This is a genomic window from Leifsonia sp. T36S-04 (assembly GCF_042465655.1).
Classification (GTDB): Bacteria; Actinomycetota; Actinomycetes; order Actinomycetales; family Microbacteriaceae; genus Leifsonia.
The window spans coordinates 1,509,005-1,531,106 of sequence record NZ_CP146286.1; the positions used below are offsets into that span (position 1 = coordinate 1,509,005).

Here is a 22,102-nt window from a genome sequence, read left to right on the forward strand (position 1 = left end):
GCGGCCGACACCACCGGGACCGCCGTTCACCGGCGCTTAACCCGCCGCCCCTAGCGTGCCCTCGTGCCCGACGCCCCCGAAGTCCACGCCGGCCTGCTGCTGCGCGCCCAGGCAGCACCTCCGGCACGCACGCTGGTCGACATCCTCACCGAGTCGGCGCGCCGCTACCCGGACGCCTCCGCGCTCGAGGACGCGGCAGGCGCGCTGAGCTACCGCGAGCTGCTGGCCCAGGTGGGCGCCGCGGCCGCACGGCTGCGCGAGAACGGCGTGCGACAGGGTGACCGGGTGGGCGTGCGGATGTCGTCAGGAACGCGGGACCTCTACCTCGCCATCCTGAGCGTGCTCGCGGCGGGAGCGGCCTACGTTCCGGTGGATGCGGACGACCCCGAGGAACGTGCGGACCTCGTCTTCGGCGAAGCGCGCGTGCGGGGTGTCCTGACCGACGCGGGGCTGGTGCTCGCCGACGAATCGGCGGCGCGACCCGTCTTCGCCGCCCGGGCGCCGCATCCCAGCACCGCCGCGCTCCCTGTGGTCGGGCCTCCGACGCCGGAAGACGACGCGTGGATCATCTTCACGTCGGGGTCGACCGGCACGCCGAAGGGCGTCGCGGTGCACCACCGGGCGGCAGCCGCCTTCGTCGACGCGGAGTCGCGGATCTTCCTCCAGGACGAGCCCATCGGCCCGCAGGATCGCGTGCTCGCCGGCCTCTCGGTCGCGTTCGATGCCTCCTGCGAGGAGATGTGGCTCGCCTGGGGTCACGGCGCATGCCTCGTGCCCGCGCCACGATCGCTCGTCCGCACGGGCATGGATCTCGGACCCTGGCTCTCGGCCCGCCGCATCACCGTCGTCTCCACCGTCCCGACGCTGGCCGCACTGTGGCCGGTGGAGGCGCTCGACAACGTGCGCCTGCTCATCTTCGGCGGCGAGGCGTGCCCGCCCGAGCTCGTGAGCCGGCTCGCCGTCCCGGGCCGCGAGGTCTGGAACACGTACGGACCGACCGAGGCCACCGTCGTCGCCTGCGCCGCGCCGCTCACGGCCGGAGAACCGGTGCGCATCGGCCTCCCGCTCGACGGGTGGGACCTGGCGGTGGTGGATGCGGAGGGGCGCCCGGTCGCGGACGGCGAGAGCGGCGAACTCGTGATCGGCGGCGTCGGACTGGCCCGCTACCTCGACCCGGCGAAGGACGCCGAGAAGTACGCGCCGATGCCGACGCTCGGCTGGGAGCGCGCCTACCGTAGCGGAGACGTGGTCCGCTTCGACCCGCAGGGGCTGTTCTACGTCGGTCGCGCGGACGACCAGGTGAAGGTCGGTGGACGACGCATCGAGCTGGGCGAGGTGGAGGCCGCCCTGCAGGACCTCCCTGGCGTCTCGGGAGCGGCCGCCGCGGTGCGCCGCTCCTCCGCGGGCAACGACATCCTCGTCGGGTATCTGGCGGTGCCCGAGCCCGACGCGTTCGACAGGAGTGCGTCTCTGGCGCACCTCCGCGAGACGCTGCCGGCGGCGCTGGTGCCCCTCCTGGCGGTGGTGGACGAGCTCCCGGCCCGCACGTCCGGCAAGGTCGACCGTGCGGCCCTCCCGTGGCCCCTGGAGGATGCGGACGGCAGCGGCGGCGGCGCGGTGACCGACGATCCGGTCGCCCAGGCCCTCGCCGCGGACTGGCGGAGCGTCCTCGGGCTGCCCGTCACCGCACCCGACGACAACTTCTTCGACCTCGGCGGCGGGTCGCTCGCTGCGGCGCAGCTCGTCTCGCTGATCCGCCGCCGGCACCCCGACATCACGGTCGCCGACATCTACGCGACACCCCGGTTCGGCGCGATGGCGCAAGCGCTGGCCGAGAGTTCGCCGTCGTCCACGGCCGCGTCCACCCACGTCGTGCCGCCGACGCCGTTCCGGATGCGCGCCCTGCAGACCGTGCTCGGCGTTCCGCTCTTCATCCTGGGCGGAATCCGGTGGCTGCTCTACCTGCTGACGGCGTCGCTGCTCCTGCGCCCGCTCGGCGGCTTCGACCTGCTGCCGGTGGTCGACCCGGTCTGGCTGCTGGTCGGACTCCTCGTGTTCGTGACGCCGTGGGGCCGCATGGCGATCGCGGTGGTTGCCGCACGCCTCCTGCTCCTCGGGGTGAAGGCGGGCGACCATCCCCGTGGCGGAGGCGTGCACCTGCGGCTGTGGCTGGCGGAGCAGGTCGCACATCAGATCGGTGCTGCGAGCCTGGCCGGGGCACCGTGGATCCTGTACTACGCCCGCGCGCTCGGCGCGACGATCGACCGCGGAGTGGATCTGCACACGCTCCCGCCCGTCACCGGGATGCTGCGGATCGGCGCGGGCGCCTCCATCGAACCGGAGGTCGACCTCGCGGGCTACTGGATCGACGGCGACGTCGTGCGCATCGGCGAGATCCGGATCGGCGCGGGCAGCGCCGTCGGCGCCCGCAGCTCACTCATGCCGGGCACCAAGATCGGCCGCAACGCGACCGTCGCCCCCGGCTCCGCCGTCTTCGGGCGGGTGCCGGCCGGGCAGAACTGGTCCGGCTCCCCCGCGGTCCGCGTCGGCCGCGTGCACGACTGGTGGCCGGAGGAGCGGCCGCCGCGGCGCACCCGCTGGGTTGCGGCGTACGGGCTGGCGTCCCTGGTGGTCTCCCTCGTACCCGTGGTCTCGCTCGCGGTCGGGGCGGCCGTCGTCGCGGCGTTCGTGCGCGGCGCCGACGGCTGGCAGGACGTCGTAGCGGGCGCCGCGGCCGGTCTGGTGCCCGGGACGCTGGCGGCCGGTGTCGTCCTCGCTGCACTGGTCGTCGTCTTCGTGCGGCTGCTCGGCGTCGGGATGCGCGAGGGCGTCTACCCGGTGCGGAGCCGGGTCGGCTGGCAGGCCTGGTCGACCGAACGCCTCCTCGACCTCGCCCGCACCATCCTTTTCCCGCTGTACTCGAGCCTGTTCACGCCGGTGTGGCTGCGGATGCTGGGGGCGCGCGTCGGCAGAGACGTGGAGGCGTCGACCGTGCTCCTCCTCCCCCGGATGACGCGCATCCGCGACGGCGCCTTCCTCGCCGACGACACGCTCGTCGCGTCCTATGAGCTGGGCGGAGGCTACGTGCGCATCGCCAACGTCGACATCGGGGCTCGCGCGTTCCTCGGCAACTCGGGGATGGCCGGGGCGGGCAACCGGGTGCCGCGCGATGGTCTCGTGGCCGTGCTCTCGTTCGCCCCGCGGAAGGCGAAGGCCGGCTCCTCGTGGCTGGGATCCCCTCCCGTGCGGCTGCGGCGACAGGCTCAGGATGCGGACCTCTCGCGTACGTTCGAACCGCCAACGGCGTTGCGGGTCGCCAGGACCGCCTGGGAGCTGCTGCGCATCGTGCCCGTGTTCGTCACGTGCGCCATCGGTCTGGCGGTCCTCCTCGCCCTGGGTGCCGTCCTCGACGCCTGGGGGCCGGTGTGGGCGGTCGTGCTCGGCGGGCCGGTCCTGCTGGTCGCAGGTGCGATCGCCGCGGCGGTGAGCACGGCGGCGAAGTGGGTGCTGCTCGGGAGGCTGCGGCCCGGTGAGCATCCGCTCTGGTCGTCCTTCATCTGGCGCAGTGAGGTCTCGGACACGTTCACCGAGATGGTGGCCGCACCCTGGTTCGCGTGGGCCGCGGTCGGAACGCCCGCGCTGGTGTGGTGGCTGCGCAGCCTCGGTGCACGGATCGGCACCGGCGTGTGGATCGACAGCTACTGGCTGCCGGAGGCCGACCTGGTCACCCTGGGCGACGCATCCACGGTCAACCGGGGCTGCGTTGTGCAGACGCACTTGTTCCATGATCGAATCATGAGCATGGACCAGGTCACGATCGAGCGCGGCGGCACGCTCGGCCCGCACAGCGTCATCCTGCCCGCGGCCGACATCGGAGCGGAGGCGACCGTCGGTCCCGCGTCGCTGGTGATGCGGGGCGAGACGGTGCCCGCGGGTAGCCGCTGGAGCGGCAACCCGATCGGACCATGGCGCGAGGTGGTCGTGCGCGAGTACCGGGCGCGGGTCGGCGGATGACGGACGCGGTACCGCACTCCTACCTCCCCCGGTCGGGCACCGCGGACTACGCGGTGCTGAGCTACGACCTCGACCTGAACTACCGGGTCGCGACCAATCGGCTGGATGCCACCGCCGTGATCCGCGCGCGCGCATCCCTCCCCCTCACCGCCATCGTGCTGGACCTGGTGCATCTTCGGGCGAAGCGCGTGCGGGTCGACGGCGAGAAGCGCGTCCGTTTCACCCAGTCGCCGACGCACCTCCGAATCGTGCCGGCTGCGCCGATCCCGGCGGGCACCGAGTTCACGGTCGAGGTGGCGTACGACGGCTCACCGCTGCCGCGCCGCACCCGCTGGGGCACGCTGGGGTGGGAGGAGCTGACCGACGGCGCCATCGTCGCGTCCCAGCCGTCAGGAGCGCCCACCTGGTTCCCGTGCAACGACCGGCCGGCGGACAAGGCCGCCTACCGCCTCCGTGTCACGACCGAGCAGGCCTACACCGTCCTCGCGACGGGCGAGCCGGTCAGCCACAGCATCGCGGGCGGACGCGGCACCTGGACCTTCGAGCGCCCGGAGCCGACGTCGACCTACCTCGCCGCAGTGCAGATCGGCCGGTACACGCTCGAACGCCGTCTGACGGACGGAGTGGAGTGGGTGATCGCCTATCCGCCCGCACTCGCCCGCCGCGTTCTCCACGACTTCGAGCCGGTCAGCCGGATGCTGGAGAGCTTCCAGCAGCGGTTCGGGCCGTACCCGTTCCCGTCGTACACGGTCGTCGTGACGGAGGATCCGCTGGAGATCCCGCTCGAGTCGCAGGCGATGGCGACGTTCGGTTCCACCCACATCGACGGTCGCGGCGGCTCCGAGCGTTTGATCGCGCACGAGCTGGCGCACCAGTGGTTCGGCAACAGTGTGGGCCTCGCCTCCTGGCGCGACATCTGGCTGAACGAAGGCTTCGCGTGCTACGCCGAGTGGCTGTGGTCGGAGGCATCCGGCGGGCTGTCGGCGAACGCGCACGCGCGGGCGCATCACGCGGCTCTGCGACTGGCGCCGAAGGACCTCCTGCTCGGCGACCCGGGGCCGGACAGCATGTTCGACGACCGGGTCTACAAGCGCGGGGCGTGCCTGCTGCATGCGCTGCGCCTCCGGGCCGGCGATGAGCGGTTCTTCCGCCTGCTGCGCGAGTGGACGCGGACGCATCGGTTCGGGACGGTGACCAGCGCCGACTTCGAGGCCCTGGCCGCACGGTACGCGGACGGCCCGCTCGACGACTTCTTCGACGCCTGGCTGCGGCAGATGCGCCTCCCGTCGCTCACCCGCTGAGCGGCCGTCGCTCGATTAGCCGAGGTGCGCGTTGTGGCGACTATCGGCGCCGAATAGCCGCCACAACGTGCACCTCGCCGGGGAGTGGATGGCGTTCGGCCACGGTGACGACGCAGTCGGCCGCGCGTGAGGTCGTGACGCCGTAGCGGACGCCATCGAGGCGCGCGCTGCGGAGGCCGACGCGGACGGTGTCCGGCGCGAGCCGGAGCCCGCGGCCGTCGGCCTTGAGCACCGCCTCGATCGCCGTCCAGCGGCGGAGGGGGTCGCCGCGTCCCGGCGCGAGGTCGTCGATCGCAGCGAGGCGGTCGGCGTCGACCGTCAGAGGCTCCGCGTCGATACCGACCGGCGCGCGTGCGGCGACGGCGAACGCACTCGCGCCAGCGTGCGCGAGAGCGAGGTGCACGGGCGCTCCCGCGGCCTCCGCACGTGGACGGCCGTGGGCCAGGCCGCAGTCCGGGCAGCGCGCGTCGATATGGATGTCCGCCTCGCCGAGACGTTCCGCTGCCGTGAACAGGGCGGCGCGCCCAGCGAGGAAGCGGGCCGCACCGGCCGGGTCGTCGGCCAACGAAGCCAGCCGTGCTCGATCGCTCGGCGACAGTCGCGCCACGACCTCCCGTTCCGAGACCTCACGCCCGACCGAGTCGTGCGCCACGACCACGAAGGCGAGCATCCCATCCTCCGTCCGTGCGCTCCGACCCACCGATGCTAGCCCGGTGTCCCGGGCCCACGCGAAAGCGAGCGCCGGCGGCCCATCGGGCGGTCCGTCGGCGCTCGCGGCTTCAGCGGAGGGAGGCGGTCAGCGCACCGAGCGGTCGCTGCCGTCGTCGAAGCGCGGAGCCTCGTGGCGTGCCGTGTGACGGGCCGGGTCGTCCACCGGTGCAGCAGCCGGTGCAGCAGCCGGGGGCGCCTCGGGAGCAGCGGTTCCTGCCGCAGCGGCCTCCCGGCTCTCCGCCTCGCGACGAGTGCCGTCGTCGACACGGTTGCCCTGACGGTCCGTGCGGACGTCCGGGTCGACACGGTCGGCCTTGCGCATCGCCTCTTCCGACTCGGCGCGTGCCTGGGCAGCGGAGGACTCGCGCTCCGCGGCCTCCTGCTTCAGCCGCTCTGCGTCGACCTCCGCCTGCTTCGCATCGGCGGCGGCGCGGGCGGCCTTCGCCTCGCGCTCGCGCGCATCCAATTCGGTCTGAGCGGCGCTCTGCCGCATCTCCTCCGCGCGCCGCCGGTCGGCCTCGCGCTTCCGGTTACGGCCGACGGTTGCGGCCACGACGGCGATCACGATGATGACGACCACCACGACGACGATCAGGATGATCCATCCAGTTGTATTCATGACGCGTCACGGTACCCCCGCGGTGCGGAATAGCTAGGGGATTGAAGTGTTTTTCGAACCCTGCAGTGCCGGATGCGCCTCCCCCTAGCCCGGGTCGGCGCTCACCTCCTTGAAGGACGTGCTGTTCCAAAACGGCACGTTCACCGCTCAAATGCCAGCGCTGGCGTGCGCCGCTGTCACCGCGCCCGCCCCGATGCTGCGAGCGCTCGCCCGGTAGACGCGAAGACTTCCGCGCCGAGAATCACGTCACGATCGGCGCCCAGCCCCGTCTACCTGATTGACGGGATATCCGTCCGGTCGCGGACGATGCACCTTCCGCCGTGCGGGTGAGGAGCAACTGGTCCGCGAGTTCGATGACGAACGAAAGGGATTCCATGCGGAACTCTCGTGTAACGATGTCAGCCGCTTTGCTCGTCTGCGGCGGCATTATCGCCGCCGGCCTTACCGGCTTCGCATCTGCGAATGACGGTGAAGTCAATGCGACGGACGCTGTTGCGGCGATCCAGGCGGTCGCGCTTGCCGCGGGTAAAGGAGTTCACGCTCATGCAAGAGATCGAGCGTGACTTCCCGCGGTGGGTGCGCTTGTTCGTTGGCAAGCCTGCGCTGTGGAATGGGTTGTTGTGGTGCGGCGTGGGCTGCGTCTATCTCGCCTACGGGTTAGCGTCCCTCGACCCATCCTCACCAAACTGCTGGCCGTTTGTCATGACAGGCAATGCGGAATTCTTCGGCGTCTTCATGTTGGTGGTGGCTGTCAAAGATCGCCGACGAAACAGCGGACGGTACGCCCGGAGATAGGCCCCGTCAAGCAGGAAGAGAAGCCTCCGACCCGTGGTCAACGGGATCGGGGGCTTCTCCTCGTCTGGCACCGGTCGAGGCACAAAGCCTTGCAATCCCGTGTTCACGCGGAAGTAGGGCGGACGGGACTTGAACCCGTGACCGAGGAATTATGAGTTCCCTGCTCTGACCAGCTGAGCTACCGCCCCGATCGTGCGTCCGATCCGGTCACTCCGGAGCGGGCACGCTGGGGGCCGCGTCCGTCACCGGGTCGGCCACCGGCTCACCACGATACAGGCTTTCGAAAGTGCTGATCGTGGTCTGGATGTCGTGAGCGGAGACGATGCGGAGCGAACCCCGTTTGAGCACATCCAGCTCGTCCTGCGGCAGGGTGAGGATGCTCTCCAGCTTGTCCGCCAGGTCCTGCGCATCACCGGGCCGGAACAGGTGACCGTTCTCGCCGTCGTGCACGAGGTGCGGGAGTGCCATGGCGTCGGCGGCGACGACCGGAAGTCCGGACGCCATGGCCTCCATCGTCGCGATCGACTGCAGCTCCGCGATCGACGGCATGGCGAAGACGGTCGCGCGCGTGTAGGCCTGGCGCAGCTCCTCGTCGCTGACGTAGCCGAGGAAGTCGACGCGGTCGGCGATACCGAGGGTCTCCGCCATGGCCTGGAGGTTCTTGAACTGGTCGCCGCCGCCGACGATCTGCAGGCGCGCATCCAGGTTCTCCGGCAGGATCTTCATGGCGTTGAGCAGCACGTCGATGTGCTTCTCGCCCGTGATGCGGCCGACGAACAGGATGGTGTTGCCGGTGCGCGGCGTGAAGTCGGGGGTGTAGTTCTGCGCTTCGATGCCGCAGGAGACGGCGTGGATGTTGCGCATGCCGATGGCGGATTCGAGGAACTCGGCCGCCTTGCGGGTCGGCGTCGTGATCGACTCCGCGCGGTCGAAGCTCTTGCGGGCGTCCGCCCAGGCCAGCTTGACGAAGGTCTTCCGCAGGAACTTGGGGAGGAGCGTGAACTCGACGATGTTCTCGGGCATCACGTGGTTCGTGGCGACGATGCGGATGCCGCGTTTCTGCGCCTCGGCGGCGAGCCCGCGGCCGACGACGATGTGCGACTGGAAGTGGACCACATCCGGCTTCACCGAGTCGAGGATGCGGCGCGCGTTGGCCTTGCTCGTCCACGGGAGCGCGAACCGCAGCCAGTCGTGCGGGTACCAGCGCCAGCTGCGGAGGCGGTGGGCCGTCATCGTGCTGCCCTCGTGCTCCTCCGTCCACGTGCCGTGCACGCGGCTGGCCGCCGGCGCGACGATGTGGACGTCGTGGCCGCGCTGCACCAGGCCGGCGGCGAGACGCTCGGCGAAGCGGGCGGCGCCGTTCACATCGGGGGCGAACGTGTCGCAGCCCATGACGATGGTCAGCGGCTTCTTGGCTGCCGGGGCGGGCGGGGTGGTATGCGGTCCGCTCGTATCAGGCACGTGGTTCGTTCCCTACGGTCGTGGTCGTCGGATGGCGAAAGGCGGCGAGGGCGTTCGCGGTACCGGGCAGGTGTGCGCCCGGTCGATTCAACGGCTTAGTCTAGGCGGCTTTCGCTTGCTACGTCGGCAATGCGGTCCGCAACCGGCGCGTCCGTCGACGACTGCGGGTGGTACTTGGCGAGCTGGAAGACGCCGAAGATCGCGACGGCGCCGGTCAGCGCGAACCCGACCATGGCCCACCACGGGGCACCGGCGGCCTCGTTGAGCACCACGATGCCGATGGTCACGGCGACCAGCGGGTCGATGACGGTGAGCCCCGCGATGACGAGATCGGGCGGCCCGGACGAGTACGCGTTCTGCACGAAGTACGCGCCGAGCACTGCCGCCAGCAGCAGCGCCACGATGCAGGCGACCAGCAGCCAGTCCCACTGGTTGAGGGAGATGCGCTCGATGGCGACCTTCGCCAGCGTGGCCACGAAGCCGTAGAGCACGCCGGCGCCGACGATGTACATGATCGCCTTGAACCGGTGCCGCAGGAACGCGAACAGCACCCCGAAGGCGATCAGGACGACCGCGAGGATGATGAGGATGACGATGAGGGCGCGCGCGGTCACCGGCAGGTCGCGTGCGAACACCGCTGCCAGCAGCACGAACGCGCCGACGCCGCTGACGCAGAGCGTCACGGCGATGACCGACTGATGGTTGAGCTTCACACCGCTGACGCGCGCGTTCAGGATGCTGGTGATGACGAGCCCGACGACGCCGAGCGGCTGAACGAGGATGATCGGCGACAGCTTCAGGCTCACGAGCTGGAAGACGATGGCCAGTCCGAGCAGCAGCGTCCCGATCACCCAGGAGGGGCGGGCGAGCAGCAGGCCCAGTTGACGGACGCTCAGCCCGCTCTCCGCGTGGCCCGCCGTGGCTTCCACCTTCGTCACGCCGTGGTGCTGCAGCTGCGCACCGACCGACAGGAAGCAGGCTCCGACGAGCGCGACCGGGATGCCCAGGAGCTGGCTGGGCTGATAGGAGAGGTCGAAAGCGTCCATCAGTTCCGTACCCACCCCACGACCCTACCGGGAATGATCCGGATAGTCTTGCTGAATGGCCGTCCTCCCCATCCGGATCTCCGGTGACCCCGTGCTGCACTCCCCCGCTCGTCCCGTCGAAGAGATCGACGATGAACTGCGGGCCCTGGTCGCCGACATGTTCGAGACGATGGACGAAGCTCCGGGCGTCGGCCTCGCCGGCCCGCAGGTCGGCGTCCCGCTCCGCCTCTTCGTCTACGGCTGGACCGACGACGACGATGTGAAGCACCGGGGAGTCGCGATCAATCCGACCCTGTGGCTGAGCCCGCTCACCGTCGACGACCTCGACGAGGAGGAGGAGTCGGAAGGCTGCCTGTCGTTCCCGGGAGAGCGGTTCCCGCTGCGCCGTGCGGAGCGCGCGATCCTGCAGGCGACCGATATCGACGGCGAGCCGTACGAGATCCGCGCCGAGGGCTGGCTGGCCCGCATCTTCCAGCACGAGTACGACCACCTCGACGGCGTCCTCTATGTGGACCGCCTCACGCACCCGTTCGGGAAGGCCGCGCAGAAGGCGCAGCGCAAGAACAGCTGGGGCGTCCCGGGGCTCAGCTGGCTTCCCGGCCGCGACCACCTGGAGGACTGAGGGCCCGCCGACCCGACCGTGCAGAGGTCAGCGCCGCAGGTCGACGCCGTGCACACCGTTGTGGTGCCGCAGCGCGGGGAAGACGACCGATAGCGTGAAGCCGATTCCCGGGATGGTCCGGGCGTTCAGCGTCCCGCCGAACAGGGCCGCGCGCTCTCGCATCTCGATGATGCCGGCGCCCTCGTAGTACTCGGTCAGCGCCCGCACGTCGTCCGAGATCGTGTACGCGGTGGCCTGGTCGACACCGTCTCTGTCGAGGCCGATCCGGCGGGCCGCGGCGCGGATCCCATCGTCTTCCACGCTCACCTGGAGCCCGTCGGCCGTCCACGAGAACGCGACCGACGCGTTCGTGCCCGGCCCACCGTGCTTGAGGGCGTTCTCGAGGCTCGTCTGCAGGATGCGGAACACCGCGAGCTCCGCACCCTGGCGGAGCTCGAAGCGGTCCCCGTTCTCGGTGAACGTCACGGCGAGTCCCGCATCCCGGAGCACCCGGAACAGGTCGCGTGCCGAATGCAGACTCGGCTGCGGGAGGGAGGCGTCCTGGGCTTCGCGAGCGACGGCCTGCAGTCGCCGCAGATCGCCGAGGGCATCGCGCGCGGCCGTCTCGAGAGCCCCGACGGAGCGGGCGGCGGACGCGGGATCGGCATCGGCCGTATAGCGGACACCCTCGGCCTGCGACACGAGCCGGGAAACCGACTGGATGGCGACGTCACCGAGGTCGCCGATGATCCGGAAGCGACCGGCCTGCTCGGCGAGGTCGAGCTCGCGGTCGATGCGGTCCCACTCGGACTCCTGGCGGGTGTCGCGCAGGCGGATGCGGCGCGTACGCTCCCACAGCCACAGGGCCAGGAACACGAGAGCTGCAGCGAGGGCGGCGACGGCGGCCACGGGAGCAATGACGTCCATCCTCCGTCCTTCCTGCCGCACGCGGCGCGCGGCCCGGTCGATCCTACCGGGCCGCGCGCGGCGCATACGCGGCGTGACCGCCGCTGCAGGGGTGGTGGCGGAGAGCTCAGGCGGAGTCGCGGTTGGCGCGCAGCACCTCCAGCCGGGCGCGATACTCCTGCTCGGTGATGTCGCCGTTCGCGTACCGCTGCGCGAGCGTCTGCTCGGCCGAGCGGGTCGCCCCGTGCGGACCCCAGCCGTTGTAGCCGCCGCGCTCGGCGGCAGCCCGGCGCCAGCGACGCCCGGCGAACCCGAAGATGAGGACGAACACGAGGATCCAGAAGATCGGGATGAAAATCCACCACCAGCCGACGAAGGGAGGCCCGTAGCCGACGTAGCAGGGCGCTGCCGCGACGGCGGTTGCCAGTGAGCTGAGCATGATGTGTCCAATCGGTGAGGGGTCCGCGCTGTTCGCGGACGACACTGTCAGCCTCGTCCGATCACCGCTGGCGCGAATCCGCCGCCGGGAGCGTTCTGCCCTACTCCGCCAAGAGCACGGAATCCCTCTGTCGGAGCACCGCCCGGCGGACGTACCATTCCCGCATGGAGCACGACGACGGACGGCACGACGCCCGGAACGACGACGGCGGCGGCGACCCGGACGACACCTTGACCGCGTACGAGAACGACGAGGCGGAGGATCGCGCCTCGCTGGAGCGCGAGGCCGGCCTGACGGCCTTCGGCGGCCCGAGCTTCGGACACCTCTTCGACCAGGCGCCGCGCGATGACGGCGGCTTCGACGCCGAACACAACCCGTGAGCCGCCCGGACGCGCACCCGGTACTCCCCAGGGAGTAGCCGCACGACGCCCGCGGATGGACGCCGCCGCGGCGCGCCGTGGTTAGCATGAGGAGATGCCCTGGAATCCGCCTGCCGACGAGGAGTCGGACGCGCGCTCGGGAGCAGCGCGCGGCACGCGGTCCGGGTGGATGAGCGCGTCGACTTCCGAGACCGGCGAGTGGCCGCGTCCCCCCTGGGCGGGCCGCAGCCGTCCGCACGGCACCCATTGGTTCGCCGTCGTCGTCGCCGCGCTGCTCCAACTCCCCGGGCTGGTCATCGCCGCCCGCGCTGTGCCGGCCGATCCCGTGGCGCTGGGCTTCACGCTGCTCGCCTTCGCGGCATCGTTCGTCCTCTTGGCCGCCCGGAGGCATCCCGGTCTGACCGTCGCCGTCGTCGCCGCCCTCTGCGCGCCGGCGATCGCCGTGACCACAGGGCCGCCGTTCTCCGCAGTGCCGCTCGCCTTCGCCGTCGTCAGCGCGGTCGTCCGTGGCGCGCGGGCGTGGGTGTGGTGGACGCTGGCCGGCTTCGCGATCGCCGGCCCGGCTGCGGCCTATCTGCTGGTCGGCGAGCCCGTGGCCATGGTCCGGCCGCTCATCATCGCCCTCGTGCTGTGCCTGCTGGTCGGAGTCGGCGAGGCCCTGCGGAATCGGCGCGAACGCTACCGGGAGGTCGCCCGCTCGATCGCCGCACGACGGGAGTCGGCTGCGGAAGCGGAGCGATTGCGGATCGCCCGCGAACTGCACGACGTGCTGGCCCACTCGCTGTCGCAGATCAGCGTCCAGGCAGGCGTCGGCCTCCACCTGTTCGATTCGCGGCCCGACAAAGCCCGCGAGAGTCTGGAAGCCATCAAGACGACCAGCAGCCAGGCGCTGGAGGAGGTGCGCGGCGTGCTGGGCTTCCTCCGGGGCCCGGACGGGGACGCCGCCCGCTCCCCTGAGCCGGATCTTGCGCGCATCCCGGTCCTCATCGACACGTACCGCAAGGCGGGGCTGCGGATCGACTACGAGGCGACCCTCTCGTCCACGCCGTCGGCCGCGACACAACTGGCGCTGTACCGCATCGTGCAGGAATCGCTCACGAACATCGGCCGGCACGCCCAGGCGACGACCGTGACCATCCGGATCTCGGAGGCCGACGGCTGGTACACGCTCCTGGTGCAGGACGACGGCCGTGGACTGCCGCCCGGCCACGGCACGGCGACGACCGGAAGGGGCATGCTCGGAATGCAGGAGCGCGCCGAGCTGCTCGGCGGCCACTTCGAGGTGCGAACGCCCGATGGCGGCGGCGTGGCCGTCGAGGCGCGCATCCCGTCCGCACCGCCTGCCGTGCGCATACCCGCCGAGGAGGCGCCATGATCCGGGTTCTTCTCGCCGACGACCAGCACCTCGTCCGTGCGGGCTTCCGTGCTCTGCTGGAGGCCGAGGACGACGTCGAGATCGTGGGCGAGGCGGGCACCGGCCGGGAAGCGGTGGACCTGGTGGCCGCCACACATCCGGATGTCGTGCTGATGGACATCCGGATGCCCGACGGCGACGGCCTGTGGGCGACGGGTGAGATCGTGGCGGACCCCGCGCTCGCCGGAACGCGCATCGTGATCGTCACCACGTTCGAGCTCGACGAGTACGTTGCGCAGGCGATCATCGCGGGCGCCAGCGGCTTCCTCGTGAAGGACACCGAGCCCGTCGAGCTGATCCGTGCCGTCCGGGTCGTGGCGGCGGGCGACGCGCTGCTCTCCCCCGGGGTCACGCGTCGGCTCATCGAGCGCGTCTCGGGCGGCCTGCGCCCGGCGCCCGACTCGGCCCGGCTGGAACAGCTGACGGAACGCGAGCGAGAGGTGCTCGGTCTCGTCGCCCACGGGCTCACCAACTCGGAGATCGGCGAGCGGCTCTACCTGAGCCCTCTCACCGCCAAGACGCACGTGTCGCGCATCATGACCAAGCTGGATGCGCGCGACCGTGTGCACCTGGTCGTGCTCGCATACGAGACGGGCCTCGTCCAGCCCGGCTGGCAGTAGCCCCCGCCGTAGCTGCCCCTGGAACGGGCGAAGCCCCGGTCTTCCGTGGAAGACCGGGGCTTCGAATAAGCTCCCCGACTTGGACTCGAACCAAGAACCTGCCGGTTAACAGCCGGCTGCTCTGCCAATTGAGCTATCGAGGAATGCTTGATCAGCGAAGCTACTCTAGCAAGGTTCGCGGCCGCTCCGGAAATCGGGCCAGGATCCCGCGCGCGTCGGGTCTCAGTAGCCCGCTTGCGGGTCCACGACACCCACGAAACGGCCGTCGTCGAGGAACGCGCGGACGTTGAGGCGGATGCGCTCGGCCAGCAACGGAGCCGTCATCTCGGGCGTATCGGCCTGGTGCGGCGTGATGATGACGTTCGGCTCCTCCCAGAGCGGGTGGCCGTCCGGGAGGGGCTCAGGATCGGTGACGTCGAGCCCGGCGCCAGCGATCGAGCCGGTCCGCAGGGCGTCGAGGAGCGCATCCGTGTCGACGAGGCCCCCGCGCGCGATGTTGACCAGGTACGCCGTCGGCTTCATCGCGGCGAACTCCGCGCTGCCGAACAGCCGGCGCGTCCCGTCGGTCAGGGCGGCCGCCACCACGACGACATCCGCGGACGGCAGGACCTCGCCCAGGCGCTCAGCCGTCACCGTCCGGAATGCGCCGGGCACCGCGCTCTCCGAGCGGCGGACGATCGTCACGCGCGCGCCGAACGGTTCGAGCAGCCGCATCAGCTCGAGGGCGATGCCACCCGCCCCGACGATGACGACGTCGAGACCGTACAGGGAGCGTCCCTCCGGCTCGGTCGCCCACGACCGGGCCCGCAGCCGCGTCGGCAGCACGCGGAGCAGCGCCAGGCTCAGCACGAGGGCGTGCTCGGCGACCGGCTGGGCGTACGCGCCCTTCGCGCTGGTCCAGACGAGACCCGGCCGGTTCTCCGACGCCAGGATGTCCGCGAAGGCGTCAACGCCCGCGAACGGCAGCTGCACCCAGCCGATGCCCGGGTTCGCCTCGAGCACCGCCGGGAACGCCGCAGCATCCTTGTTCGACAGCCAGACCACGCCCCGCGTCCGCTCCGAGAGCGGCTCGACTGTGCCTCCCGCGGCCTCCACCGCGTCGACGAACTGCTGCTCGGGCTCCGGCAGAACCGCGATCGGCCCGGGTTCCGGACGCGCATCCACTGCCCGCGGAGCGGCCTCGTCGGCCAGGACCGCGCGATGCCGCGGCGCCGTGCCTTCGCTCGCCGGGTTCGTATCCATCGTCTCTCCACTCGTTGGCGTCTGCTGGGTCATCGCGCGCCCTCCGTTCCGCGCTGGGCGGCGGAGCGCTGCGGTAGCCGCTCGGTTCGCTGCTTCGGCGCCTTCAGCGCGCGGGCCAGGCCTGCCACGAACGGATGCGTCGGATCCGCGAGCACATCCTCGATCGGTCCGAAGCCGACCGGGCGACCGCCCTGCAGGACGAGCGACGTGTCGGTCGCGCGTCGCAGCACAGAGAGGTCGTGGCTGACCACCACCGCGGAGAACCCGGAGTGCTCGCGCAGCTGCGCGAGCAGATCGATGACGGCGTCGCGTACCGTCGCGTCGATCCCGGCGGTCGGCTCGTCGGCGATGAGGATGCTCGGCCCGAGCACCAGCGCGCGGGCGAGTGCGACCCGCTGCCGCTGACCCGAGCTGAGCTCGTACGGGTACTTGCCCAGCACACTCAGCGGCAGGTGCACCGTGTCGAGCATCGTCGCCGCGCGCTCCCCCGCCGCTCGACGTGGATAGTGCTCGTCCCGTTCGAAGATCGGCAGGGTGACGTTGTCCTGCACCGAGAGCGACGGCTCCAGCGTGGCGGCGGCCTCCTGCGGCAGGTAGCCGACGTGGAAGGTGACCTCGGCGAGGTCGCGCTTCCGCGCCTTCCGCAGCGGGTGACCGAGCACGGACGCCTCGCCGCCGCTGATCCGCGGCCCCGGCTCGGACGCCCGGGCCGGAAGGACGTGACCCGCGAGCACCTGCGCGAGCGTGCTCTTGCCCGACCCGGTCTCGCCCAGTACCCCGAGCGCCTGCCCCTGCTCGAGGCGGAAGCTGACTCCCCGCAGGGCAACGCACGACGCGCTGGGGCCCCGCGCGGGGTATTCGACGGACAGGTCGCTGACGACGATCGCGGGCTCGGAACTCACACCCTCGACCCTAAGCGCTCTCCCTCTGCAACCGGTGCAGCTCCTCCCGCCGGTCGGCCTGTTCGACCGGGTCGGGAACCGGGAGCGAGGCGAGCAGCCGCTGCGTGTACGCCTCGCGCGGGTTGCCCAGCACCTCGGCTCCCGTGCCCTCCTCGACGAGCCGGCCACGGTGCAGCACCGCGATCCGGTCGGCGAGAAGGTCGACGACGGCCAGGTCGTGGCTGATGAACAGCGACGCGAAGCCGAACTCCTTCTGGAGTTCCGCGAACAGCTCCAGCACGCGCGCCTGCACCGAGACGTCGAGTGCCGACGTGGGCTCGTCGGCGATCAGCAGGCTCGGCTCCAGAGCGAGCGCCCGGGCGAGACTCGCCCGCTGGCGCTGGCCGCCGGAGAGCTCGTGCGGGAAGCGGTCGCCGTACGCTCGCGGCAGCTGGACGGCCTCGAGCAGCTCATCCACTCGCCCGCGCGCCTCCGCCGCGGACGACGCACGTCCGTGGACCACTAGCGGTTCCGCTACGCAGTCGGCGATCGACAGCAGCGGGTTGAAACTCGACGCCGGGTCCTGGAACACGAACCCGATGTCGCCGCGCACCTTGCGGAAGTGCCGCTCGCGAACGCCGTTCATCTCCTGGCCGAGCACCTGGAGCGACCCGCCGGTGACCCGGTTCAGGCCGGCGATGGCACGCCCGATGGTGGTCTTGCCGGAGCCCGACTCGCCCACCAGGCCGAGCACCTCGCCGGGACGGATGTCGAACGACACCCCGTCGACGGCCACGAACCCGGGGCGGCCCAGGCGGCCGGGGTACTGGATGCGCAGGTCGCGCGCCTGCACGACCGGTGCCTGCTCTGCACGCTCGGCGCGCGCGATCGCGCGGTCCTCGGTGGCGACGGCGCCCTGTCCGATCTTCGGAACCGCGGCCAGCAGCTTCTGCGTGTACTCAGCCTGCGGTGACGCGAACAGGGTGCGGACGTCCGCCTGCTCCACCAGCTTGCCCTGGTACATCACCGCGACGCGATCGGCGAGGTCGGCGACGACGCCCATGTTGTGGGTGATCAGCACGATGGCCGCACCGAACTCGTCACGGCACCGGCGCAGCAGGTCGAGGATCTCGGCCTGCACCGTCACATCGAGCGCCGTGGTCGGCTCGTCGGCGACGATCAGGCCCGGGTTCAGCACCAGCGCCATCGCGATGACGATGCGCTGCTTCTGGCCGCCGGAGAACTGGTGCGGGTAGTACTTGACCCGCTGCTCCGGCTCCGGGATGCCGACCCGCTCGAGGATCTCGATGGCTTTCGCCCGAGCCTCCTTCTTCGACAGCTTGGAGTGGGCGCGCAGCCCCTCCGCGATCTGCCAGCCCACCGTGTAGACGGGGTTAAGCGCCGTCGACGGCTCCTGGAACACCATCGCGACATCGGTCCCCCGCACCGCGCGCAACTGGCGCTTGCTGAGGCTGACGATGTCCGCCTCGCTCGAACCGTCCCGGCTGCGCAGGATCACCGCACCGGCGGCGGTGGCCGTCTCGGGCAGCAGACCGAGGATGGTCTTCGCGGTCACCGTCTTGCCCGACCCCGACTCGCCGACGATCGCCAGCACCTCCCCGGGGGAGACCTGGAGCGACACGTCGTCGACGGCCTTCACCACCCCGGCGTCGGTCGCGAAAGAGACCGACAGGTTCTTGATCTGAACGACATCGCTCATGGCTTGACCTCGATTCCGTGCTCGTCGAACGTCTCGCCGCTCTCCAGTCCGTCGATCCCTCCGGGGCCGGCGCTGAGCGTGCCGCCGGGGACCACCGAGGTCTCGGCCACCTCGCCGGACGCCACCGCGGCGCGCCGGCGCCCGCGCAGACGCGGATCGGCCAGGTCGTTCAGGCTCTCGCCGACCAGCGTGATGCCCAGCACCGCGAGGACGATCGCGAGACCCGGGTAGATCGAGGTCCACCAGATGCCGCTGGTCACGTCGTCGACGGCCTTGTTGAGGTCGTAGCCCCACTCAGCGGCGGCCGTCGGTTCGATGCCGAAGCCGAGGAAGCCCAGGCCCGCCAGCGTCAGGATCGCCTCGGACGAGTTGAGCGTGAAGATCAGCGGCAGCGTGCGGGTGGAGTTGCGGAGCACGTGACGGGTCATGATCCGGGTGTTGCTCGCGCCGACGACCCGCGCCGACTCGACGTACGCCTCCGCCTTGATCCGGACCACCTCGGAACGGATCACCCGGAAGTACTGCGGGATGTACACGACGGTGATCGAGATGGCCGCCGCCAGGATGCCTCCCCACAGGCTGGACTGGCCGCCGCTGATGGCGATGGCCATCACGATCGCGAGCAGCAGGGATGGGAACGCGTAGATCGCGTCGCAGATGACCACGAGCGTGCGGTCGAGCCAGCCGCCGAAGTAGCCGGAGATGAGGCCGAGGAAGACGCCGAGGAAGATCGACAGGATCACCGCGACGATGATCACCAGGATGGCCGTCTGCGTGCCCCAGATGACGCGGGAAAAGACGTCGTAGCCGCCGGAGGTGGTGCCCCAGATGTGTGCGGAGCTCGGCGGCTGCGTGGTGCCGAACGGCACACCGTCGGCGCCCTTCAGCTGAGCGAAGCCGTACGGCGCGATCAGCGGAGCGAACAGCGAGAGCAGGATGAACACGGCGGTGAGCACGAGGCCCGTGACGAGCATCCCGCGCTGCAGGCCGACGCTCTGCCGGAGCTGGTGGACGACCGGCAGGCGATCGCGTAGCAGTCGCCTGCGTGGGGTGAGGGTTGTGGTGGACATCTCAGTACCGCACTCTCGGGTCGATCAGCGCCGCGATCACGTCGACGATGAAGTTGGTGAGCGTGACGATCACGGCGAGCAGGACGACCATGCCCTGCACGGCGACGAAGTCGCGCGCCTGCAGGTAGTGGACGAGCTGGAAGCCGAGTCCCTTCCACTCGAAGGTGGTCTCGGTCAGCACGGCGCCACCGAGCAGGAGCGCGATCTGCAGGCCGATGACGGTGATGATCGGGATGAGCGCCGGGCGGTAGGCGTGCTTGCGCAGGAGTCGCGACTCCCGGACACCGCGCGAACGCGCCGCATCCACGTAGTCGGTCGACAGCGTCCCGATCACGTTCGTGCGGACGAGGCGGAGGAACACGCCGGCGGTCAGGAGGCCCAGCGCGACGGCCGGAAGGATGGCGTGCATCAGAACGTCGGTGACCACCGCGGGGTCACCGGTCTGGAACGCGTCGATCAGATAGATGCCGGTCTTGCCGTCCAGCGTCTGCATCTCGAGCTCGGAGCTGGTGGATGCGCGCCCGGAGACGGGCAGCCAGCCCAGCCAGATCGAGAAGACGAGTTTGAGGACGAGGCCAACGAAGAACACGGGCGTCGCGTAGCAGAGGATGGCGAAGATGCGGAGGGTTGCATCCTGCGCCTTGTCGCGGAAGTACGCCGCGACCAGACCGAGCGGAATGCCGACGATGAAGGCGACGATCAGCGCGTAGAACGCGAGCTCGAGGGTCGCGGCGCCGTAGGTCAGGAGCACCTGGGTCACCGGCTGGTGGTCGGTGAACGTCGTTCCGAAGTCGCCGCGGAGCAGCTGGCCCAGGTACTCGAAATACTGCACGAGCACGGGACGGTCGTAGCCCGCCTCGTGGACGCGCTGCGCGAGCTGGGCGGGCGGCAGCTTGCCCCCGAGCGCGGCGGTGATGGGGTCGCCCGTCGACCGCATCAGGAAGAACACCACGGTGACGAGGATGAAGATGGTCGGGATGATGAGCAGGGCGCGGACGAGGATGTAGCGGCCGAGGCCGCCTCCCGCTCGCCGCTTCGCCTTGGCTCGGTCGGGCCCGGGCGCGGTTCCCGCCGCCGGAGCGCTGACAGTCGCTGTCATGGAGGCCAATCGTGGATGGTTCGTGGAGAGGGGGTGGCTCGCTTCGTCAGCGAGCCACCCCCCGGTCAGCTTAGAGCGTCACGCTCAGAGCCGGATTACTTCGAGAGAACCGCGTAGCGGAACTTGAACGAGGCGTCGAGCGTCTTGTCGGTGCCCTTGACGTCCTTGCCGACGACGGCGACCTGCGAGCCCTGCAGCAGCGGCAGGGTGCTCAGGTCGGCCCCGACCTTGGCCTGGATCTCCTCGATCAGCTTGGTGCGCTCGGCCTTGTCGGTCGTGCCCGCCTGCTTCGCGATGAGGTCCTGGACCTCGGCGTTGTCGTAGTGGTTGGCGAGGAAGTTGTCCTTGATGAAGAACGGCGACAGGTAGTTGTCGGCGTCGGAGTAGTCCGGGAACCAGCCCAGCTGGTAGGCCGGGTACACGTCCGCGGTGCGGTCCTTCGAGTACTGGACCCACTCGGTCGACTGGAGGTTGACCTTGAACAGGCCGCCGTTCTCCAGCTGCGACTTCACCTGGGCGTACTCGTCACCCGACGAGGGTCCGTAGTGGTCCGGGTTGTACTGGAGGTTCAGCGAGACAGGAGTCGTCACGCCCGCCTCCTGCAGAGCAGCCTTCGCCTTGTCCAGGCTCGGCCCGCCGTTTCCGTCGCCATACAGGTCCTTCAGAACGGTGGTGGCACCGGTCAGCCCGTCCGGAACGAACGAGTAGAGCGGGGTGTAGGTGTCCTTGTAGACCTGCTTGGCGATCGCGGCGCGGTCGACCAGGTCGGCAGCAGCCTGACGCACCGCGAGTGCCTTGGCGGCATCCGCTTCGGGCGTCTTGGAGCCGAAGGGCTGGGTGTCGAAGTTGAACACGATGTAGCGGATCTCGCCACCCGGTCCCTTGACGACCTTGACGTTCTTGTTCGACGCCAGGTTCTCGATGTCCGTGGCCGACAGCTGCCGCCATGCGACGTCGATCGCGCCCTTCTGGATGTCGAGCTTCAGGTTGGAGGCCTGGGCGTAGTACTTGACGTTGACCTTCGCGGTCGCGGGCTTGCCGAGGAGGCCCTTGTAGCCGTCGAACGCCTTGTACGCGATCAGGTTGTTGAAGTCGTACGAGGTGATGTCGTACTGGCCGGCGAAGGCGTGGCCCTTGACGATGGTGTTGTCCGGAGTGACCTTGTCAGCCGAGAAGACCTGCTCGTCGACGATCGGACCGGCGGGGCTCGAGAGCACCTGCGCGAAGGTCTGGTCGTTCGGCACCTTCAGCTTGAAGACGACCGTGGTCTTGTCCGGGGTCGACACGCTGTCGAGATTCGCCAGCAGCGACGCGGGACCGTTGGGGTCGTTGATCTTCTTCTGGCGGTCGAAGGTGAACTTCACGTCCGACGAGGTGAGGTCGTGGCCGTTGGCGAACTTCAGGCCCGACTTGAGCTTGACCGTGAACTCGGTCGGCGACGTGAAGTCGGCGCTCTCTGCGATGTCGGGCTTCACGTCCGGGCTGCCGTACGGGCTGTTCAGCAGGAACGGATACACCTGGTTCATGACGGCGAAGGAGCCGTTGTCGTACGAACCGGCCGGGTCGATGGACGTGATCTTGTCGGTCGTGCCGACGGTGATGGCGCTGCCGCCACCGGAGCTGTTGTTGCTGCCCGAGCAGCCGGCGAGCACCAGCGCCGCGGCCGCGAACGCGGCGGAGACGGCGAGCAGGCGCCGACCACCGTTGTGTGCGGATGTCATATCCGAGTACCTCTTCCTGGTGTGGGATGCGCGTCGGCGTCGTTGCAAGCGCGCGTGATCGC

The 22,102-nt window shown here is 70.3% G+C and carries 20 protein-coding genes and 2 tRNA genes; 7 read left to right on the forward strand and 15 right to left on the reverse strand.

What is annotated here, in order from left to right:
* The first annotated feature begins 63 nt into the window (after nt 1-63).
* Together P3F85_RS07385 and P3F85_RS07390 are read left to right on the forward strand one after the other, a co-directional pair.
* On the forward strand, nt 64-4,014 hold the full coding sequence (locus P3F85_RS07385; RefSeq protein ID WP_374010591.1) for a Pls/PosA family non-ribosomal peptide synthetase: 3,951 nt from the start codon (nt 64-66) through the stop codon (nt 4,012-4,014).
* Nucleotides 4,011-5,315: a M1 family metallopeptidase gene (locus P3F85_RS07390; protein ID WP_374010592.1), complete on the forward strand. Its 1,305-nt coding sequence runs from the start codon at nt 4,011-4,013 to the stop codon at nt 5,313-5,315. The genes P3F85_RS07385 and P3F85_RS07390 overlap by 4 nt, the downstream gene beginning before the upstream one ends.
* Nucleotides 5,316-5,355: 40 nt before the next feature.
* Here the strand turns inward: P3F85_RS07390 and P3F85_RS07395 are convergent, their stop codons facing one another.
* From P3F85_RS07395 to P3F85_RS07405, 3 genes are all read right to left on the reverse strand, one after another.
* Nucleotides 5,356-5,985, reverse strand: coding sequence for a hypothetical protein (locus tag P3F85_RS07395; protein ID WP_374010593.1), 630 nt, complete (start codon nt 5,983-5,985; stop codon nt 5,356-5,358).
* Between the two features lie 126 nt (nt 5,986-6,111).
* Nucleotides 6,112-6,645, reverse strand: a complete 534-nt coding sequence (locus P3F85_RS07400; protein WP_374010594.1) for a hypothetical protein — start codon at nt 6,643-6,645, stop codon at nt 6,112-6,114.
* 398 nt (nt 6,646-7,043) lie between these two features.
* Entirely contained in the window at nt 7,044-7,190 is a 147-nt protein-coding gene (locus P3F85_RS07405; RefSeq protein WP_374010595.1) for a hypothetical protein, read from the reverse strand.
* On the opposite strand from P3F85_RS07405, the gene P3F85_RS07410 reads away from it, so the two are divergent.
* A complete protein-coding gene (locus P3F85_RS07410) occupies nt 7,189-7,440 on the forward strand; it encodes a hypothetical protein (RefSeq protein ID WP_374010596.1) in 252 nt (83 codons plus the stop codon). The genes P3F85_RS07405 and P3F85_RS07410 overlap by 2 nt on opposite strands.
* A gap of 114 nt (nt 7,441-7,554) precedes the next feature.
* On the opposite strand, the gene P3F85_RS07415 is transcribed toward P3F85_RS07410, so the two are convergent.
* The 3 genes from P3F85_RS07415 to P3F85_RS07425 all read right to left on the reverse strand — a co-directional run bounded on the left by P3F85_RS07415 (nt 7,555) and on the right by P3F85_RS07425 (nt 9,962).
* Nucleotides 7,555-7,628 (reverse strand) — tRNA-Ile (locus P3F85_RS07415).
* 19 nt (nt 7,629-7,647) lie between these two features.
* Nucleotides 7,648-8,901: a glycosyltransferase gene (locus tag P3F85_RS07420; protein WP_374010597.1), complete on the reverse strand. Its 1,254-nt coding sequence runs from the start codon at nt 8,899-8,901 to the stop codon at nt 7,648-7,650.
* Nucleotides 8,902-8,996: 95 nt separating this feature from the next.
* Entirely contained in the window at nt 8,997-9,962 is a 966-nt protein-coding gene (locus tag P3F85_RS07425) for a multidrug DMT transporter permease (protein WP_374010598.1), read from the reverse strand.
* Between the two features lie 40 nt (nt 9,963-10,002).
* On the opposite strand from P3F85_RS07425, the gene def reads away from it, so the two are divergent.
* Nucleotides 10,003-10,569: a peptide deformylase gene (def, locus tag P3F85_RS07430; protein ID WP_374010599.1), complete on the forward strand. Its 567-nt coding sequence runs from the start codon at nt 10,003-10,005 to the stop codon at nt 10,567-10,569.
* Between the two features lie 27 nt (nt 10,570-10,596).
* Here the strand turns inward: def and P3F85_RS07435 are convergent, their stop codons facing one another.
* Together P3F85_RS07435 and P3F85_RS07440 are read right to left on the reverse strand one after the other, a co-directional pair.
* Nucleotides 10,597-11,475: a sensor histidine kinase gene (locus P3F85_RS07435; RefSeq protein ID WP_374010600.1), complete on the reverse strand. Its 879-nt coding sequence runs from the start codon at nt 11,473-11,475 to the stop codon at nt 10,597-10,599.
* 106 nt (nt 11,476-11,581) lie between these two features.
* On the reverse strand, nt 11,582-11,893 hold the full coding sequence (locus tag P3F85_RS07440; protein WP_374010601.1) for an SHOCT domain-containing protein: 312 nt from the start codon (nt 11,891-11,893) through the stop codon (nt 11,582-11,584).
* 164 nt (nt 11,894-12,057) lie between these two features.
* On the opposite strand from P3F85_RS07440, the gene P3F85_RS07445 reads away from it, so the two are divergent.
* The 3 genes from P3F85_RS07445 to P3F85_RS07455 all read left to right on the forward strand — a co-directional run bounded on the left by P3F85_RS07445 (nt 12,058) and on the right by P3F85_RS07455 (nt 14,307).
* On the forward strand, nt 12,058-12,273 hold the full coding sequence (locus P3F85_RS07445; protein ID WP_374010602.1) for a hypothetical protein: 216 nt from the start codon (nt 12,058-12,060) through the stop codon (nt 12,271-12,273).
* Between the two features lie 94 nt (nt 12,274-12,367).
* On the forward strand, nt 12,368-13,648 hold the full coding sequence (locus P3F85_RS07450; protein ID WP_374010603.1) for a histidine kinase: 1,281 nt from the start codon (nt 12,368-12,370) through the stop codon (nt 13,646-13,648).
* A complete protein-coding gene (locus P3F85_RS07455) occupies nt 13,645-14,307 on the forward strand; it encodes a response regulator (protein ID WP_374010604.1) in 663 nt (220 codons plus the stop codon). Before P3F85_RS07450 ends, P3F85_RS07455 begins: the two co-directional genes overlap by 4 nt.
* Nucleotides 14,308-14,377: 70 nt before the next feature.
* Here the strand turns inward: P3F85_RS07455 and P3F85_RS07460 are convergent.
* The 7 genes from P3F85_RS07460 to P3F85_RS07490 form a co-directional block, all read right to left on the reverse strand.
* A tRNA-Asn gene (locus P3F85_RS07460) sits at nt 14,378-14,450 on the reverse strand.
* 79 nt (nt 14,451-14,529) lie between these two features.
* Nucleotides 14,530-15,582, reverse strand: coding sequence for a D-isomer specific 2-hydroxyacid dehydrogenase family protein (locus P3F85_RS07465; RefSeq protein WP_374010605.1), 1,053 nt, complete (start codon nt 15,580-15,582; stop codon nt 14,530-14,532).
* On the reverse strand, nt 15,579-16,451 hold the full coding sequence (locus tag P3F85_RS07470; RefSeq protein ID WP_374010606.1) for an ATP-binding cassette domain-containing protein: 873 nt from the start codon (nt 16,449-16,451) through the stop codon (nt 15,579-15,581). Before P3F85_RS07470 ends, P3F85_RS07465 begins: the two co-directional genes overlap by 4 nt.
* Nucleotides 16,452-16,461: 10 nt before the next feature.
* Complete coding sequence (locus tag P3F85_RS07475) at nt 16,462-18,150, reverse strand: ABC transporter ATP-binding protein (RefSeq protein WP_374010607.1); 1,689 nt, start codon at nt 18,148-18,150, stop codon at nt 16,462-16,464.
* Nucleotides 18,147-19,220, reverse strand: a complete 1,074-nt coding sequence (locus P3F85_RS07480) for an ABC transporter permease (protein ID WP_374010608.1) — start codon at nt 19,218-19,220, stop codon at nt 18,147-18,149. The genes P3F85_RS07475 and P3F85_RS07480 overlap by 4 nt, the downstream gene beginning before the upstream one ends.
* 1 nt (nt 19,221) lies before the next feature.
* Nucleotides 19,222-20,319: an ABC transporter permease gene (locus tag P3F85_RS07485; RefSeq protein ID WP_374010609.1), complete on the reverse strand. Its 1,098-nt coding sequence runs from the start codon at nt 20,317-20,319 to the stop codon at nt 19,222-19,224.
* A gap of 95 nt (nt 20,320-20,414) precedes the next feature.
* Nucleotides 20,415-22,040 carry an ABC transporter substrate-binding protein gene (locus tag P3F85_RS07490; RefSeq protein ID WP_374010610.1) on the reverse strand — a complete coding sequence of 542 codons (1,626 nt, stop codon included), beginning with the start codon at nt 22,038-22,040 and terminating at the stop codon, nt 20,415-20,417.
* Between the last annotated feature and the right edge of the window lie 62 nt (nt 22,041-22,102).

Bases quoted from the DNA above. Each gene is read 5' to 3' on its own strand.
- P3F85_RS07455 (WP_374010604.1), top strand. From the start codon at position 13,645: ATGATCCGGGTTCTTCTCGCCGACGACCAGCACCTCGTCCGTGCGGGC.
- P3F85_RS07435 (WP_374010600.1), bottom strand. From the start codon at position 11,475: ATGGACGTCATTGCTCCCGTGGCCGCCGTCGCCGCCCTCGCTGCAGCT.
- P3F85_RS07480 (WP_374010608.1), bottom strand. From the start codon at position 19,220: ATGTCCACCACAACCCTCACCCCACGCAGGCGACTGCTACGCGATCGC.
- P3F85_RS07410 (WP_374010596.1), top strand. From the start codon at position 7,189: ATGCAAGAGATCGAGCGTGACTTCCCGCGGTGGGTGCGCTTGTTCGTT.
- P3F85_RS07465 (WP_374010605.1), bottom strand. From the start codon at position 15,582: ATGACCCAGCAGACGCCAACGAGTGGAGAGACGATGGATACGAACCCG.
- P3F85_RS07405 (WP_374010595.1), bottom strand. From the start codon at position 7,190: ATGAGCGTGAACTCCTTTACCCGCGGCAAGCGCGACCGCCTGGATCGC.
- P3F85_RS07395 (WP_374010593.1), bottom strand. From the start codon at position 5,985: ATGCTCGCCTTCGTGGTCGTGGCGCACGACTCGGTCGGGCGTGAGGTC.
- P3F85_RS07400 (WP_374010594.1), bottom strand. From the start codon at position 6,645: ATGAATACAACTGGATGGATCATCCTGATCGTCGTCGTGGTGGTCGTC.
- P3F85_RS07475 (WP_374010607.1), bottom strand. From the start codon at position 18,150: ATGAGCGATGTCGTTCAGATCAAGAACCTGTCGGTCTCTTTCGCGACC.
- def (WP_374010599.1), top strand. From the start codon at position 10,003: ATGGCCGTCCTCCCCATCCGGATCTCCGGTGACCCCGTGCTGCACTCC.
- P3F85_RS07390 (WP_374010592.1), top strand. From the start codon at position 4,011: ATGACGGACGCGGTACCGCACTCCTACCTCCCCCGGTCGGGCACCGCG.
- P3F85_RS07440 (WP_374010601.1), bottom strand. From the start codon at position 11,893: ATGCTCAGCTCACTGGCAACCGCCGTCGCGGCAGCGCCCTGCTACGTC.
- P3F85_RS07485 (WP_374010609.1), bottom strand. From the start codon at position 20,319: ATGACAGCGACTGTCAGCGCTCCGGCGGCGGGAACCGCGCCCGGGCCC.
- P3F85_RS07490 (WP_374010610.1), bottom strand. From the start codon at position 22,040: ATGACATCCGCACACAACGGTGGTCGGCGCCTGCTCGCCGTCTCCGCC.
- P3F85_RS07445 (WP_374010602.1), top strand. From the start codon at position 12,058: ATGGAGCACGACGACGGACGGCACGACGCCCGGAACGACGACGGCGGC.
- P3F85_RS07450 (WP_374010603.1), top strand. From the start codon at position 12,368: ATGCCCTGGAATCCGCCTGCCGACGAGGAGTCGGACGCGCGCTCGGGA.